Origin of the sequence: Niallia sp. FSL W8-0177, assembly GCF_038006285.1 — a bacterium.
Classification (GTDB): domain Bacteria; phylum Bacillota; class Bacilli; order Bacillales; family Cytobacillaceae; genus Niallia; species Niallia circulans_A.
The window spans coordinates 4,697,623-4,711,013 of record NZ_JBBOUX010000001.1; the positions used below are offsets into that span (position 1 = coordinate 4,697,623).

19 protein-coding genes are annotated in these 13,391 nt (G+C 35.6%); 11 read left to right on the forward strand and 8 right to left on the reverse strand.

The genetic code is table 11. The features are described 5' to 3' along the window. Positions 1-39 precede the first annotated feature (39 nt). The gene (locus NST77_RS22970) at positions 40-1,968 is read right to left on the reverse strand and encodes an ABC-F family ATP-binding cassette domain-containing protein (protein ID WP_095332930.1); all 1,929 of its coding nucleotides are present in this window, start codon (positions 1,966-1,968) and stop codon (positions 40-42) included. 139 nt (positions 1,969-2,107) lie between these two features. On the opposite strand from NST77_RS22970, the gene moaC reads away from it, so the two are divergent. Both moaC and NST77_RS22980 read left to right on the forward strand, forming a co-directional pair. Further along, the gene (moaC, locus tag NST77_RS22975; RefSeq protein WP_095332932.1) at positions 2,108-2,593 is read left to right on the forward strand and encodes a cyclic pyranopterin monophosphate synthase MoaC; all 486 of its coding nucleotides are present in this window, start codon (positions 2,108-2,110) and stop codon (positions 2,591-2,593) included. 39 nt (positions 2,594-2,632) lie between these two features. Then, positions 2,633-3,313: a redox-sensing transcriptional repressor Rex gene (locus tag NST77_RS22980; protein WP_123260057.1), complete on the forward strand. Its 681-nt coding sequence runs from the start codon at positions 2,633-2,635 to the stop codon at positions 3,311-3,313. A gap of 184 nt (positions 3,314-3,497) precedes the next feature. On the opposite strand, the gene NST77_RS22985 is transcribed toward NST77_RS22980, so the two are convergent. Together NST77_RS22985 and NST77_RS22990 are read right to left on the reverse strand one after the other, a co-directional pair. Then, complete coding sequence (locus tag NST77_RS22985; protein ID WP_341123602.1) at positions 3,498-3,701, reverse strand: DUF4305 domain-containing protein; 204 nt, start codon at positions 3,699-3,701, stop codon at positions 3,498-3,500. A 1-nt stretch (position 3,702) separates the two neighbouring features. After that, a complete protein-coding gene (locus NST77_RS22990; RefSeq protein WP_095332938.1) occupies positions 3,703-4,437 on the reverse strand; it encodes a CPBP family intramembrane glutamic endopeptidase in 735 nt (244 codons plus the stop codon). A gap of 353 nt (positions 4,438-4,790) precedes the next feature. Here NST77_RS22990 and groES point away from each other — a divergent pair, with 353 nt between their 5' ends. Both groES and groL read left to right on the forward strand, forming a co-directional pair. Next, entirely contained in the window at positions 4,791-5,075 is a 285-nt protein-coding gene (gene groES / locus NST77_RS22995) for a co-chaperone GroES (RefSeq protein WP_047943330.1), read from the forward strand. 72 nt (positions 5,076-5,147) lie between these two features. Next, positions 5,148-6,782 carry a chaperonin GroEL gene (gene groL, locus NST77_RS23000; protein ID WP_047943331.1) on the forward strand — a complete coding sequence of 545 codons (1,635 nt, stop codon included), beginning with the start codon at positions 5,148-5,150 and terminating at the stop codon, positions 6,780-6,782. Between the two features lie 84 nt (positions 6,783-6,866). On the opposite strand, the gene NST77_RS23005 is transcribed toward groL, so the two are convergent. From NST77_RS23005 to NST77_RS23025, 5 genes are all read right to left on the reverse strand, one after another. Continuing rightward, positions 6,867-8,057, reverse strand: coding sequence for a tyrosine-type recombinase/integrase (locus tag NST77_RS23005; RefSeq protein WP_328283299.1), 1,191 nt, complete (start codon positions 8,055-8,057; stop codon positions 6,867-6,869). 13 nt (positions 8,058-8,070) lie between these two features. Further along, the gene (locus NST77_RS23010) at positions 8,071-8,448 is read right to left on the reverse strand and encodes a hypothetical protein (RefSeq protein ID WP_328283298.1); all 378 of its coding nucleotides are present in this window, start codon (positions 8,446-8,448) and stop codon (positions 8,071-8,073) included. Continuing rightward, entirely contained in the window at positions 8,423-9,043 is a 621-nt protein-coding gene (locus NST77_RS23015; protein ID WP_328283297.1) for an ImmA/IrrE family metallo-endopeptidase, read from the reverse strand. The genes NST77_RS23010 and NST77_RS23015 overlap by 26 nt, the downstream gene beginning before the upstream one ends. A gap of 92 nt (positions 9,044-9,135) precedes the next feature. Further along, a complete protein-coding gene (locus tag NST77_RS23020; protein WP_328283296.1) occupies positions 9,136-9,816 on the reverse strand; it encodes a hypothetical protein in 681 nt (226 codons plus the stop codon). 58 nt (positions 9,817-9,874) lie between these two features. Beyond that, on the reverse strand, positions 9,875-10,219 hold the full coding sequence (locus tag NST77_RS23025; protein WP_328283295.1) for a helix-turn-helix domain-containing protein: 345 nt from the start codon (positions 10,217-10,219) through the stop codon (positions 9,875-9,877). A 153-nt stretch (positions 10,220-10,372) separates the two neighbouring features. Between NST77_RS23025 and NST77_RS23030 the strand changes: the two genes are divergently transcribed. The 7 genes from NST77_RS23030 to NST77_RS23060 all read left to right on the forward strand — a co-directional run bounded on the left by NST77_RS23030 (position 10,373) and on the right by NST77_RS23060 (position 13,270). Next, positions 10,373-10,627, forward strand: coding sequence for a helix-turn-helix transcriptional regulator (locus NST77_RS23030; RefSeq protein WP_341123770.1), 255 nt, complete (start codon positions 10,373-10,375; stop codon positions 10,625-10,627). Positions 10,628-10,637: 10 nt separating this feature from the next. Beyond that, positions 10,638-10,961 carry a hypothetical protein gene (locus NST77_RS23035; RefSeq protein WP_328283293.1) on the forward strand — a complete coding sequence of 108 codons (324 nt, stop codon included), beginning with the start codon at positions 10,638-10,640 and terminating at the stop codon, positions 10,959-10,961. After that, complete coding sequence (locus NST77_RS23040) at positions 10,961-11,662, forward strand: ORF6N domain-containing protein (RefSeq protein ID WP_328283292.1); 702 nt, start codon at positions 10,961-10,963, stop codon at positions 11,660-11,662. The genes NST77_RS23035 and NST77_RS23040 overlap by 1 nt, the downstream gene beginning before the upstream one ends. A gap of 48 nt (positions 11,663-11,710) precedes the next feature. After that, the gene (locus tag NST77_RS23045; RefSeq protein ID WP_328283291.1) at positions 11,711-12,340 is read left to right on the forward strand and encodes a helix-turn-helix transcriptional regulator; all 630 of its coding nucleotides are present in this window, start codon (positions 11,711-11,713) and stop codon (positions 12,338-12,340) included. A gap of 2 nt (positions 12,341-12,342) precedes the next feature. Beyond that, on the forward strand, positions 12,343-12,606 hold the full coding sequence (locus NST77_RS23050) for a hypothetical protein (RefSeq protein ID WP_328283290.1): 264 nt from the start codon (positions 12,343-12,345) through the stop codon (positions 12,604-12,606). Between the two features lie 15 nt (positions 12,607-12,621). After that, positions 12,622-12,777 (forward strand): hypothetical protein, encoded by a 156-nt coding sequence (locus NST77_RS23055; RefSeq protein ID WP_328283289.1) that lies wholly within the window; start codon positions 12,622-12,624, stop codon positions 12,775-12,777. Positions 12,778-13,012: 235 nt separating this feature from the next. Continuing rightward, positions 13,013-13,270: a DNA-entry nuclease gene (locus NST77_RS23060; RefSeq protein ID WP_341123604.1), complete on the forward strand. Its 258-nt coding sequence runs from the start codon at positions 13,013-13,015 to the stop codon at positions 13,268-13,270. The last annotated feature ends 121 nt before the right edge of the window (positions 13,271-13,391 follow it).

The following is a 13,391-nucleotide window of genomic DNA, read 5'->3' on the forward strand; positions in this document are numbered from 1 at the left end:
TGGAAAAAAAGTACTGGGTATTGGTATACCCAGTACTTTTTACTTATCTGACAATTCGGTCCATTCATCCATTAAACGATCAATTTGACCTTTTAACTGTTCAAGGCTGTTATTTAACTCTAAAACCTTAGCATGATTCTGAAAGATTTCAGGTTCACATAGGAGAGTTTCCTGTTCTGATACTTTTAATTCTAGTTCTTCGATCGTTGTTTCAATTTCTTCAATTCTTCTTATTCTTTGTCTTTCTAGCTTTTTGGCTTCCTTATCCATCTGGTAAGATGTCTTTTCTTCTGTACCATTGTCACGTTCAACCTGAATAGAAGCCGTTGCTTCCAATGCTTTAATCTCTGCTTGTTCTAATTTTTTTTCCACATAATAGTCGTAGTCACCTAGAAATTCTGTAGATCCTTCTGCACTTAATTCAATCACTTTTGTTGCGATTCTATTTATAAAATAACGATCATGTGAAACAAATAAAATGGTGCCCGGATAATCAATTAGAGCATTCTCCAGTACTTCTTTACTATCTAAATCTAAATGGTTAGTTGGCTCGTCCAAAATTAATACATTGGGTTTTTCCATCATTAATTTGGACAATGCTAAACGCGCTTTTTCCCCGCCGCTTAATGAGTTAACTGTTTTTAAAACATCATCACCAGAGAATAAGAAGTTACCAAGCACTGTTCGGATATCTTTTTCAGGAGTTAGTGGGAAGTCATCCCATAATTCATTTAATACGCGTTTGTTTGATGTCAATTCTGCTTGTTCTTGATCATAGTAGCCGAGCATGACATTTGATCCAAGTGAAATGGAGCCAGCATGCTTTGGCAGCTTTTCAATAATTGTCTTTAATAAAGTAGATTTACCAACACCATTTGGTCCGACTAATGCCACGCTATCTCCTCGTTTTATTTGGAAGGATATGTGTTTGGAGACAGTATTATCTTTATAACCAATAGAAAGATCATCCATTTTTAAAACATCATTTCCTGTTTGTTTTGTAATTTCAAACCCAAAAGAAGCTGATTTTTCATTTCCGTCTGGACGATCCATCCGTTCCATTTTATCCAATGTCTTTCTACGGCTTTGTGCTCTTTTGGTAGTAGATGCACGTGCTAAGTTTTTTTGAATAAATGTTTCTAGTTTGGCAATTTCATCTTGCTGCTTTTCATAAAGTTTCATTTCACGCTCATAATTTTCTGCTTTTTGCTCAAGATAACCGCTATAGTTACCGAGAAACTTTTGAATATGATGTCTGGATATTTCATAGACTTGTGTTACTACTTTGTCAAGGAAGTAACGGTCATGGGAAACGATTAAGACGGCTCCTTTATAGCCTTGCAAGTATTGCTCTAACCAGGAAAGTGTTTCAATATCTAAATGGTTAGTCGGCTCATCTAGAATTAAAATATCTGGTGTCGTAAGCAGTAGTTTAGCTAATGCCAGTCTTGTTTTCTGCCCACCACTTAAAGAGGAAATTTTAGTGCTGTAATCGAATGTATTAAAGTTAAGTCCGTGTAAAACGGAACGAATATCTGCTTCGTATTGATAGCCGCCACTTTCCTTAAATTCGTATTGCAGATTGTCATATTCTTTTAAAATTTTCTCAAAAGCATCTGGGTTCTCGATAGTGCCAGGATCCGACATCTGTTGTTCCAGTTTTCTTAAATGCTTCTCTTTAATTTGAAGTTCGTGGAATACAGTTAACATCTCATCCCAAATGGAAAGATTTGATTCAAGCCCTGTATTTTGGGCGAGATAGCCTATTTCGACATTTTTCGGTTTTATGATTTCACCAGAGTCATAAGACAGTTGTCCTGCAATTATTTTTAATAAGGTAGACTTCCCGGCACCATTTCTTCCCACGAGAGCGATTCTATCTCTTGCTTGTACTTCTAATTTTATATTTGATAAGATAAGTTCAGCTCCAAAGTGTTTGGTTAGCTGATTTACTTGTAATAGTATCATTTCTTCACCTCAGGGGATTATGTACCATAAGTGTAACCTAAAAATACGTTATACTGCAATAAAGGTGAAATGGGAAAAAAGTGATAATAAATACACATTCTCTTTAAAATAGTGTATCATTTTGCTTAGAGGTGTTATTATGGGGGAGTTTACACATTTTAATCATGAGGGCCGTGCAAAAATGGTTGATATCTCAGAAAAAAGTGAAACCGTTCGCATAGCTACTGCTCAATCTAGCATTAAAGTAAGGGAAGAAATCTATCAGAAAATCACAAATTTAGAAATCAAAAAAGGGGATGTCTTAGCTGTTGGGCAAGTGGCAGGAATTATGGCTGCTAAGAAAACGGCTGATATTATCCCTATGTGTCACCCAATTATGTTGAAGGGTGTCGATATATCGTTTCGATGGGAAGAAGAGGCAGGATTTTTCCACCTAATTATTTCAGCAACGGTAAAGACAGTTGGGAGTACGGGTGTGGAAATGGAAGCCTTAACTGCTGCTTCTGTTACAGCGTTAACTATTTATGATATGTGTAAAAGCATGGATAAAGGGATGGTAATTGGGCACACCTATTTAGTTGAGAAATCAGGTGGAAAAAGCGGCAATTACAAAAGAGAGCAGTAGAAATAACTGCTAATTTTTAAATATAGGTAGGGGATAAGTATGCATAATGAGGTAATGAAGATACCGCAGGCAACAGCGAAGCGGTTACCATTATATTATCGTTTTTTAAAAAACTTACATTCATCGGGAAAGCAGAGAGTGTCTTCCGCTGAATTAAGTGAAGCAGTAAAGGTTGATTCTGCTACAATAAGACGGGATTTTTCTTATTTTGGTGCTCTTGGAAAAAAGGGATATGGTTATAATGTAAACTATTTATTGTCATTTTTCCGTAAAACATTAGATCAAGATGAACTAACAAAGGTTGCTTTAATTGGTGTTGGTAATCTTGGGGTTGCCTTTTTAAAATATAACTTCTTAAAAAATAATAACACAAAAATAGAAGTGGGATTCGATGTGATAGAAGAAAAGATTGGCACTTTAGTGAACGATGTGCCGATTCATCATATGGATGATCTAGAGAAAGTTCTACAAGAAAATGGAGTAGAAGTGGCGATATTAACGGTTCCTGCAAGTGCTGCTCAGGTAATTACTGATCGTTTAGTGGAAAGTAATATTAAAGGAATATTGAACTTTACTCCTGCTCGTCTAAATGTGCCATCAAATGTACGAGTTCATCATATTGACTTAGCAGTAGAGCTGCAATCTCTTGTTTATTTCTTAAAACATTATCCTACTCCGGATGCGGAAGTAGAAGTAGAGGTTGAGGAAACGGAAGAATAAAAAGGAAATGCGTGTATAAGAGTGTAGAGGGAACTACATTCTTATACACGCATTTTTTTAAAGAAAATTGTACTCGTTGATTTCCAATAGAAGTCAACGGACTTCTACTCTAATCAGCTCTATTAAGGGTAATCTTCGTTTGCTCATCTCCTGTAAATTGCCTTTCGATTATTGTTTTGGTTTTTTAGTACCTTTGGTTTTTTTTCAGGAAAAAGTGAAAATTGATTAGCTTAATTCCTGAACCGATATCAAAGGTTGCGAGGATGACTAGTAAATATGTATAGAATCCCCATTCTTGGTTTCGTTGTAAATCATGTACTGCAAAGTATATAAAGAAAGCTCCAAATATAATATATATAATTCCTGAAAATAGCGGTGATCTTCTCATTTTATAAAAATCCTCCAATAAAGTGTGTGACGCCTGAGTACTTTTCCTGCCATTCGATAATTCTATCATAGTTTAATTGCATGATAACTACGAACGAATTCATTGCGACATGAGCGAAGATCGGCACAAGGATTCTTTTGGTCCTCACATATAGGAAAGCAAATGTAAATCCCATGCTTGCATATAGTAGAATATGGGTGAAATCTCTATGAGCAACCGCAAAGATAAGGGAACTAATTAGTGCAGAGATAAAAAATCCGAACCGCTTATATAGGGAGCCGAAAATAATTTTACGAAACACTATTTCCTCGAGAATGGGTCCAATCACACTTACTACGATAATGACAAGAGGTGCAGCATTAATAAGCTGCATGATTTGCTCTGTGTTTTCCGATCCAGCTTCTATGCCTAATAGTCGTTCGATTATGCCTGCAAAGGTTTGTGCAAATAAAGATAGAAAAATCCCCCCAATTGCCCAGCCGATAGAAGAAGGAATATTCATCATATCGGAGCGCATTGGATTTCTCATTTCTTTTCTTAACAGAAAAAGACAGATTATAAGGGTAACGACAAAACTAAATATCAACCAAATAATGTTAGATTGAAATTGAATCGCTTTAGATGCTGGGTTATATCCAAGCAAACCAGCGATAAAGAGAATAACAGGAACTCCAACAAAAGTAGAGAGCTGCATGGCAATGTAAGCTATGATGATAATCCAATATTCTTTTTTCAAAATAAAAGCTCCTTTAAATAATGATGGTTTAAAAGTTTGTGACAAAGGAATTATATCTAACCTAATCTGTCTTATTATATTGAAGATAACAGACAATCATACTTTCTATTCTACTAATAAGGAGTGCTTTGTTTCAAATAGTAGCAACTAAAATAATAGAAAGAATGAATATTTAAGGCGTAAAGGTATATACTTTGTAAGGGCAAAAGCAACTAGAAAAAAATTTACAAAAAAATAAGTCTTGTCTCTTGCATTCTGAGAAAAGATTAATTAATATAATAATTGTGTTAGCACTCATTGTGATTGAGTGCTAATAATAAAAATTTGTATATAATTTGAGGAGGTTGTTTCACTTGTTAAAGCCATTAGGAGATCGCATTATTATTGAGCTTGTTGAAACAGAAGAAAAAACTGCAAGTGGTATCGTATTACCAGACTCTGCTAAAGAAAAGCCTCAAGAAGGTAAAGTAGTAGCTGTAGGAACTGGTCGTGTACTAGACAACGGAGAACGTGCTGCGCTTGAAGTATCTGTTGATGACCGCATTATCTTCTCAAAATACTCTGGTACTGAAGTGAAGTACGAAGGGAAAGAATACTTAATCCTTCGCGAAAGCGACATTTTAGCTATTATTGGCTAATTTTATTTTAACATAAGAGATTACTGATTATAAAAATACATGAGATAACAATACTTGAGGAGGTTTTTCAAAATGGCTAAAGATATTAAATTTAGTGAAGAAGCTCGCCGTGCAATGCTGCGTGGGGTAGACGCTCTAGCAGACGCTGTTAAAGTAACGCTTGGACCAAAAGGACGCAACGTGGTTCTTGAGAAAAAATATGGTTCACCACTTATTACAAATGATGGTGTAACAATTGCAAAAGAAATCGAATTAGAAGATGCGTTTGAAAACATGGGTGCAAAACTAGTTGCAGAAGTAGCAAGCAAAACAAATGATGTTGCTGGAGACGGTACAACAACAGCAACAGTTCTAGCACAAGCAATGATTCGCGAAGGACTTAAAAACGTTACTGCTGGAGCTAACCCAATGGGTATCCGTAAAGGGATGGACAGAGCAATCTCAACTGCGATTGAGGAATTAAAAGCTATCTCTAAACCAATCGAAGGCAAAGCTTCTATTGCACAAGTTGCTGCTATTTCTTCTGCAGATGAAGAAGTAGGACAATTAATTGCTGAAGCAATGGAACGCGTTGGTAACGATGGTGTTATCACAATCGAAGAATCAAAAGGTTTCACTACTGAGCTAGACGTAGTAGAAGGTATGCAGTTCGACCGTGGATATGTATCACCTTACATGGTAACTGACTCAGATAAAATGGAAGCTGTTCTTGAAAATCCATATATCTTAATTACAGATAAAAAGATTACAAACATTCAAGAAATTTTACCAGTGTTAGAGCAAGTTGTTCAACAAGGTAAACCATTATTAATCGTTGCCGAAGATGTTGAAGGCGAAGCAAATGCTACATTAGTATTAAACAAACTTCGCGGTACGTTCACTGCAGTAGCTGTTAAAGCTCCTGGATTCGGTGATCGTCGTAAAGCAATGCTAGAAGATATCGCTGTTTTAACAGGCGGTCAAGTAATTACAGAAGATCTTGGCTTAGAGCTTAAGACAACATCTATTGAATCATTAGGTCGCGCTGCAAAAGTAGTAATCACTAAAGAAACTACAACAATTGTAGAAGGTGCTGGTTCAACAGAAGATATCCAAGCACGTGTAAATCAAATCCGTGTTCAATTAGAAGAAACTACTTCTGAATTTGACCGTGAAAAATTACAAGAACGTCTTGCAAAACTTTCTGGTGGTGTAGCAGTAGTGAAAGTTGGTGCTGCAACAGAAACAGAATTAAAAGAACGCAAACTACGTATCGAAGATGCTCTAAACTCTACTCGCGCTGCTGTGGAAGAAGGTATCGTAGCAGGTGGTGGTACAGCACTTCTAAACGTATACAATAAAGTAGCTGCTATCCAAGCAGAAGGCGACGAAGCAACTGGTATCAATATCGTTCTACGCGCGATCGAAGAACCAGTTCGCCAAATCGCATTCAACGCAGGTCTAGAAGGATCCGTAATCGTTGAAAAATTGAAAAACGAACCAGTAGGAACAGGATTCAACGCTGCTAACGGCGAATGGGTAAACATGATCGAAGCTGGTATCGTGGACCCAACTAAAGTTACTCGTTCTGCATTACAAAACGCAGGTTCAGTAGCTGCAATGTTCTTAACTACTGAAGCTGTCGTAGCTGACAAGCCAGAACCAGCTGGTCAAGGTGCTGCAATGCCTGACATGGGTGGCATGGGCGGAATGGGCGGCATGATGTAGAATAGCCGATAAAACCTTATTATATCAAGGTTTTACAGGCTAGTATGTCATAATAGGTGCCGAAAAGGTGCCGACATTCCAAAATTAGAGGCTTCTCATTAGTTCTGCGAACTTTTGAGAGGCTTCTTTTTTTCTGTCTTTAGTAATGTGAAGATAAACTTGTGTTGTTGTTTCATCTTCTGTATGTCCCAACCGATCCATGATTTGAAGTAATTCAACTCCTGCTTCTGCCAAAAGAGAAGTGTGTGTATGTCTTAATGAATGAGGGGTTAATCGTTTGTGGATATTTGGCGTTTTCTTTAGTAAGCTCTCCATTCGATTTTCAATTGTCTTAATAAAATGTGGATAACCAAAATAAGGCGCATTTAGTCTTCCAAAAACGAAATCTTTATCATAATAGTCTTTGCCTAATTGAAGTTTTATTTCCTTTTGGCGAAGTTGATGTTTTTTTAGTGTATTAATAACTTCTTCTTCTACATCTATTTTTCGAATTGATCCTTTTGTTTTTGGAGGAAGTAGTTGAAAGTTCTTTGTATTATTTTTTGGATTATAATACGTTTTAGTAATGTTAATGGTATGTTCTTCAAAGTCAATATCTTTCCATTTAAGGGCTAGTAATTCCCCAGCACGCAATCCAGTCCAGGCAAGAGTTAAGAAAATTACATAGTCATCTAGATGTTCTGAATTTTTGGCTGCATCAAGGAATATTTTTAACTCATCTTTCTCAAGGTATTTATCCACAATTGTATGATTTTCAATATCCTCAACGGATAGCTTGTCTTTGGGGATAAAAGCAAATTCGGTAGGATCAAGAAGTAACACGTCTTGTTCCATAGCATACTTAAAAATCATTCTTCCTGTTCCGTGTATTCCGGAAATAGTATTATGTGCAAGTTTTTTATTTTTTTTTAAATCATTTAATGCACCTTGGTACATTTTCTTAGTTATATCTTTCACTCTATATTTTGCAAAATAATTATTAAGATGTCCGATTTCATGTGTTCTAACGCGTATAGTACTTACTTTAACATCAGTTTCGCTATATACATCTAACCAATCTTGGGCAATCTCTTCAAAAGTTATATTATCGTCTTCTAAAGTTCTTACACCTAATTGTCGTTCGTATTCTTTGAGGGCTGCTTTGGCATCTTTTTGCTTGATGAATCCTTTTCTAACAATTCTCCTTCTAGCGCCTGTTTTCGGATCTAATCCGTTTTCAGCAACAAACTTCCAACGTTCACCTTGCTTTGTTTGATATTTGGAAACATAAGACATGAATGTACCTCCTTTAATCAATGATATATTTAATCTTTCTACTATTAGGGATTAATTTCAGAACATCGTTTATATCAGGAATCTGTATGATAAATTGTCTAATGATATAAGGATCAACTCCATATTTTAAAATGCGCTTTCTAATTGATTTAAGATTCAATCCTAGTTGGAGTGGTCTATCTTTGTTAATAACAAAATCAGATAAATTAACAGAAAAACTAGCAATAGATTCGTCAAATTCATCTCTTTCAATAAATTCAAAAGGTGCGATAGCATCATAGTATAAAATTTGCTTGTCCCAATTTATCTCACAATTATCAAAAGTAAGCACATACCAGTATGGCACCAGTGTATTATCTACATATTCATGATAAATCCGTTGCTGTGGCATGGTAAGAATCTCCTTTTCTTATTAATATTTTTTGTTGTAGCTCAGCAAGAATTGCATTTGTTTCTTCAGAATAGGGTTGAGCTTTCGGGTATAGTGCATTCATAAATCTTCTATGCTCCTCATCTGCTTTAGTTTGAAACAATCGGTTGCGAAAATGTTGTAGTCGAGTTTGAGCATACTTTTCTGTAACATTAAATGTATCCGATATAAAGCGGATACCATCTTCCAAGTTTGTATAATTAGCAACTTTATAATTTAGTAGCATAAAAGTTGGTACACATAAATGAAGAGCGAAATTTTCAGCTTGTTTTTCTTGTAGGTCAACAAATGCTTTCGGAAGTAACAATTGGTTTCCTGCATGACGAAGAAAATGCATTAATTCATGAGCGAACTCCTGCCACTTTTCTTGTTCAGACAGTCTAGAATCTATAAAGACAACTCCTTCTAAAACTCTACTTTTCATAGATTTTTCAACAACATGTAGGCCTAATCTTTGTGTAATTACTTCTAGATTTAATTGATGAGGTTGATAAATACCTAAATTATTTAAGAAATCATGGATCCAGTCTTCTAGTAAAGTTGTTTGATATTTCATATTGATGTCTCCTGCATACGAATATATGTTCTGTTAGTAGTATAAAAGAAAATCCCATAAATGGGAAATATTTAATTATAAATATATGTAAACTATTTAACTGTAAATCCCTCACCTAATATCTTTTTCTTTGCAAATAGTTTATCATCAGAGTATCTAAATTCATAAGATGATTTATTTTTTTCTTTGTCACCGCCATACAGATTAGCAGTTACACCATTTTTTATTTTATTTCCCCACTCATTTGCGAATTTTTCTTTTTCAGAATCAGTGAGTTTCTTTACAGAGTCATTCACATAAATCAGAATGTAGTCATAATCATCAGGATCCATAGTTGTAATATTATTTATCAATCCATTTGATTCTTCTATTTGCCATATCCAATGTTCTTTTAATATTTTTACATCTTCCGCTGTATAACCAAGTTTCTCTTGTTTCTTTTTAGCTTTTTCCTTTAGCTTTTCTTCTTCTTCTGCTTTTTTAGCTATTTCCTTTTCTTGTTTCTGTTGTTCTTTTTTTGCTTTTTCCTCAGCTTTCTCTTTTGCCTTTTCCTCAGCTTTTTGTTCTTTCTCTAGTTCCTTTTCTTGAGCTTTCTGCTCTTTCTCTAATTGTTTTAATTCTTTTTCCTTTTCTTTTTCTTCCTTCTCTTTAGCTTTTGCTTCTTCTTTTTCTTTCTGCTCCTGCTTTTGGTCTGCAGTAACTTCGGATGTTTGCTCTAAACTACAAGCTGTTAAAAAGCATAACAGTAAAATAAAAATGAGTGATTTTTTCAAAATGAACCCCCTATAAGTTCTTTCTGTTCTAACATTAATCTGAATATCACTTTTAATTCTATTTCTCTCTTCTCTTTTTAATTACTTCCCAGATTTCTTTTAGTTCCTTAATAGATTCTTCTGGTGCTTCATAAAGATCCTTAAAGAATAATCTTGTTTCAGGATCTAAAATTTCTTTCCAAAACTCATCTGGAGATGGGGATTGTCCATCCTCACCAGTTAAAAGATAGTCTATGGTTACACCGAAGTATTCAGATATTTTTTTTAGTGTTTCAAAGTCAGGTTGACTTTCTCCTTTCTCATACTTTGCATAACCTTGGCGAGAGATTCCAAGATAATCTGCCATACTTTGCTGAGTAAGATTTTTTTCCGTTCTTAGGTATTTTAATCTGTTAGAAAACATAATTTTTTCCTCATTTCAACTTAGCATACTATCATTATAAAGCAACTTTTTGTTGCTTTCTATAAAAGTAACAAAAAGTTGCTTTTGGGTGTTGACAGTAACTTTAAGTTGCGTTAATATATAGACATAAGGTAACTAATGGTTGCTAAGGAGGTGCTGTTATTGACAACAAAAGAATTGCAAGACTTATTAATAAAAAAAAGAGAAATGCTAGACTTGACTCAACAAGATGTTGTTGATTTAACCGATTCAATCATTACAAGACAATATTATGGGATGATTGAAAACGGAGAAAGACGACCATCAGTAGATGTTGCAAAAATGATTGGTAAGATATTAAAAGTTGATTGGACCATTTTTTTTGAAATTAAAAGCAACCAAATGTTGCGTAAAAAAGATTTGGCATAGGAGGTGCAAGATGCAAACCACCATAACCTTTGATCAACTAGAAGCAGAATTTCTAAAGGATAAGATGGAGAAGTTGCTTTTAGCTGCATATGAAAAAGGTGTTCAAGATGGAATAAATAAATATTCGTACCCACCTGTACTTACTAATAAGTTGCTTGGAGAAATATTTCAAATTGCACAACCGACTGTTATTAAAATGACTGCTGATCCAACGTTTCCTAGATTTTCGAAGATACAAGCTAGATACCCTCGAGATCAAGTTTTTAAATGGATTGAGCAAAATTCTAGTTGGGTGAAAGAGAACACAAAATTTTATAGTAAGGAGGCTATGTAATGAATCTCTTACAACCAATCCTTCAAAATGGCCATCGCGTCTTAACGACAAATCAATTAGCAGAAGCCTTCGGTACTGAGACAAAAATCATTAATCGAAACTATCAGCGAAATGTTGATCGTTACTTACAAGGTAAACATTACTTTTCTCTATCGGGTGAAGAGCTACGAGCTTTCAAAGGGTCACGTCAATTTGACGATACCCTCAAATACACTTCGATCTTATATCTATGGACTGAAAAAGGAGCTTGGCTCCACGCTAAATCTTTGAACACAGATCAAGCATGGGATGCTTACGAAATGCTAGTAGATGAATATTACAACATTAAAGAAAATGTAATCCCGCTGTCCAAAGATAAAGCCCTTGTCACTGTCCTAAGGACTACTGCAGACCTAGTGGAAGGGCAGGAATCAATTGTCAAAGAACAACACGAACTGAGAAAGCTTGTTTCTCAAATTGATAACAAAGTAGATGAACAAATAACGCTCAATTCAGGAGAGCAGCGCAGACTTCAAAAAGGTGTGGCAACCAAGGTATATGAAATCTGTGATGATCCAGAGCTCAGACCAAAACTATTTAGAGAACTTTATAGGGAAATAAAGGACCGTTTCGGTGTTGCTAGTTATAAAGATGTAAAACGAAAAGAATTACAGGCGGCTTTACGTTATATCGAAAACTGGATACCTCGTAAAGTATCTTAACCTATTATTATTGTAACCTTGAAAACTAAATATATGGAGGCGAACAGAGTGGCGAACACTTTGAGCAAAACAAGACTTTACTCTCCTTCAGCAATAGGAGATATCTTACGAATTGCTCGTGAAAGAGCACGTCAAGAGGAACAACGTACGAAAAAGTATATGGCAGAGGCACTTGGAATCACGGTTGATAGATTGACCAGAATGGAGCAAGGAACGTCACAAGTTCCCTTCGAAATAGCCCAGGAATGGTGCTCTATCTTAGGAGATTATACAGCTCTTAAGAAAATTAAGCATATATACGGACTAGCTTTACCGCCAGTAGATCCATGGTTACTGCAATCAATTCCTAATCAGTTAACTAATTTCATTCAACAAGCCACTGGAGCTGTTGAAGCAGCTAAGAAATTACTACATATGAGTAAACAACTAAGATACAACGATCCCATTACTGAGTCCATGAAAAGTGACATGCTCAAACATGCGGAAGAAGTGCTAGACGTTCAACAAGCATCTGATTGTGTACTTGCTGCACTTCGGATGCATTGGGAACTAGATTACGAGATTCTGGTAAAGAACTGGATTCAAGAAGCTATTGCAGACAGAGTTATCATTCCATCTGTATCACAATTTGAAACAATGAGAAAAGAGACGTTCTTTCAGGAACGCGCAGGGAGATAGTTATGAGAAATAATCAATTTTTGGAGCAAGACAATAAGAAGGTTATAGCAGAACATAGAGCTGCAATGGCATGCCTTAGTAGAAGTGAACATGCATTAATGCTCGGGGATTTAAAAAAAGCAGAAAGATATGCAATTGATTATATAAAATCGGTGCGTGAACTAACGAGATTGGAGCAACGTAAAGTCGATCGCGAAAAGCTAGTAGAGGTAACGGAAAGATTAAAAAGCCAAGGCGTTCTATCTGCAATTGTAATGAAAATATAAGGAGGGAAACAAGACATGAGTTATATCTTATCAGCAAGTAAATTGATGAAGGCTAGTGAAGTGAAAAAGCTTTGTAGCGAAATGAGAGCTGATCCAGTTCTGTTATTAAGTTTAGAGATGGAATATCGTAAGAAGATTTATGATTTACAAAAAGAAAAAGCAGCTAGCTAAGCGGCAACTTAACTAACTGCGCGATCTCAAACAATAGAATAATTATATTTTAACACTATTAAGTTAGCGTGGCAAGAACTCTTGTTCCTGCCATGATGGACAGGAAATCAAATATCCCCCCCTCATTTGAAGCAACTTTCCTGTTCGTCATGGTGTGAATAATTGCACTAGGCACATGGCAATGTCTCGGGATGTTAGGCGTGTGCCTCCAATAAAAAGCTAGGAGGTGACTCACTTGGAATTGCAAGAGGTAGATTATCAATATGATCAATATGGTCGATTGGTTTATAATTCAGAATTTCATCTTAATCATGGTAAACCGTATACCCAGTCAGATTTGGAGTATTTATGTAAATTTTGGGGTTTTGATGAAGCGAAGTCATTAGCATTTGCGTTAGGTCGACCAGAGCATAGTCTTGCTTCAAAGGTAAATCAGGACAATTTAATTGGTATAAAAAACAGAATAATTATTGGTAGGAGAGGTTCTAGTTGAATAAAGAATCTAATAAATGCCCTCGTTGTGAGTATGAAGGGATTCAAACTGGAGATAAGTACTGCTCTATTTGTGGCTTGCAAATAAAAACTAACTCCTGTTCGCACCAGGAGTCAGTTCA

What these genes read in the sequence shown, in the direction of transcription:
- NST77_RS22970 (WP_095332930.1), bottom strand. Translation starts at nt 1,968, where the DNA reads ATGATACTATTACAAGTAAATCAGCTAACCAAACACTTTGGAGCTGAA.
- moaC (WP_095332932.1), top strand. Translation starts at nt 2,108, where the DNA reads ATGGGGGAGTTTACACATTTTAATCATGAGGGCCGTGCAAAAATGGTT.
- NST77_RS22980 (WP_123260057.1), top strand. Translation starts at nt 2,633, where the DNA reads ATGCATAATGAGGTAATGAAGATACCGCAGGCAACAGCGAAGCGGTTA.
- NST77_RS22985 (WP_341123602.1), bottom strand. Translation starts at nt 3,701, where the DNA reads ATGAGAAGATCACCGCTATTTTCAGGAATTATATATATTATATTTGGA.
- groL (WP_047943331.1), top strand. Translation starts at nt 5,148, where the DNA reads ATGGCTAAAGATATTAAATTTAGTGAAGAAGCTCGCCGTGCAATGCTG.
- NST77_RS23005 (WP_328283299.1), bottom strand. Translation starts at nt 8,057, where the DNA reads ATGTCTTATGTTTCCAAATATCAAACAAAGCAAGGTGAACGTTGGAAG.
- NST77_RS23010 (WP_328283298.1), bottom strand. Translation starts at nt 8,448, where the DNA reads ATGCCACAGCAACGGATTTATCATGAATATGTAGATAATACACTGGTG.
- NST77_RS23015 (WP_328283297.1), bottom strand. Translation starts at nt 9,043, where the DNA reads ATGAAATATCAAACAACTTTACTAGAAGACTGGATCCATGATTTCTTA.
- NST77_RS23025 (WP_328283295.1), bottom strand. Translation starts at nt 10,219, where the DNA reads ATGTTTTCTAACAGATTAAAATACCTAAGAACGGAAAAAAATCTTACT.
- NST77_RS23035 (WP_328283293.1), top strand. Translation starts at nt 10,638, where the DNA reads ATGCAAACCACCATAACCTTTGATCAACTAGAAGCAGAATTTCTAAAG.
- NST77_RS23040 (WP_328283292.1), top strand. Translation starts at nt 10,961, where the DNA reads ATGAATCTCTTACAACCAATCCTTCAAAATGGCCATCGCGTCTTAACG.
- NST77_RS23050 (WP_328283290.1), top strand. Translation starts at nt 12,343, where the DNA reads ATGAGAAATAATCAATTTTTGGAGCAAGACAATAAGAAGGTTATAGCA.
- NST77_RS23055 (WP_328283289.1), top strand. Translation starts at nt 12,622, where the DNA reads ATGAGTTATATCTTATCAGCAAGTAAATTGATGAAGGCTAGTGAAGTG.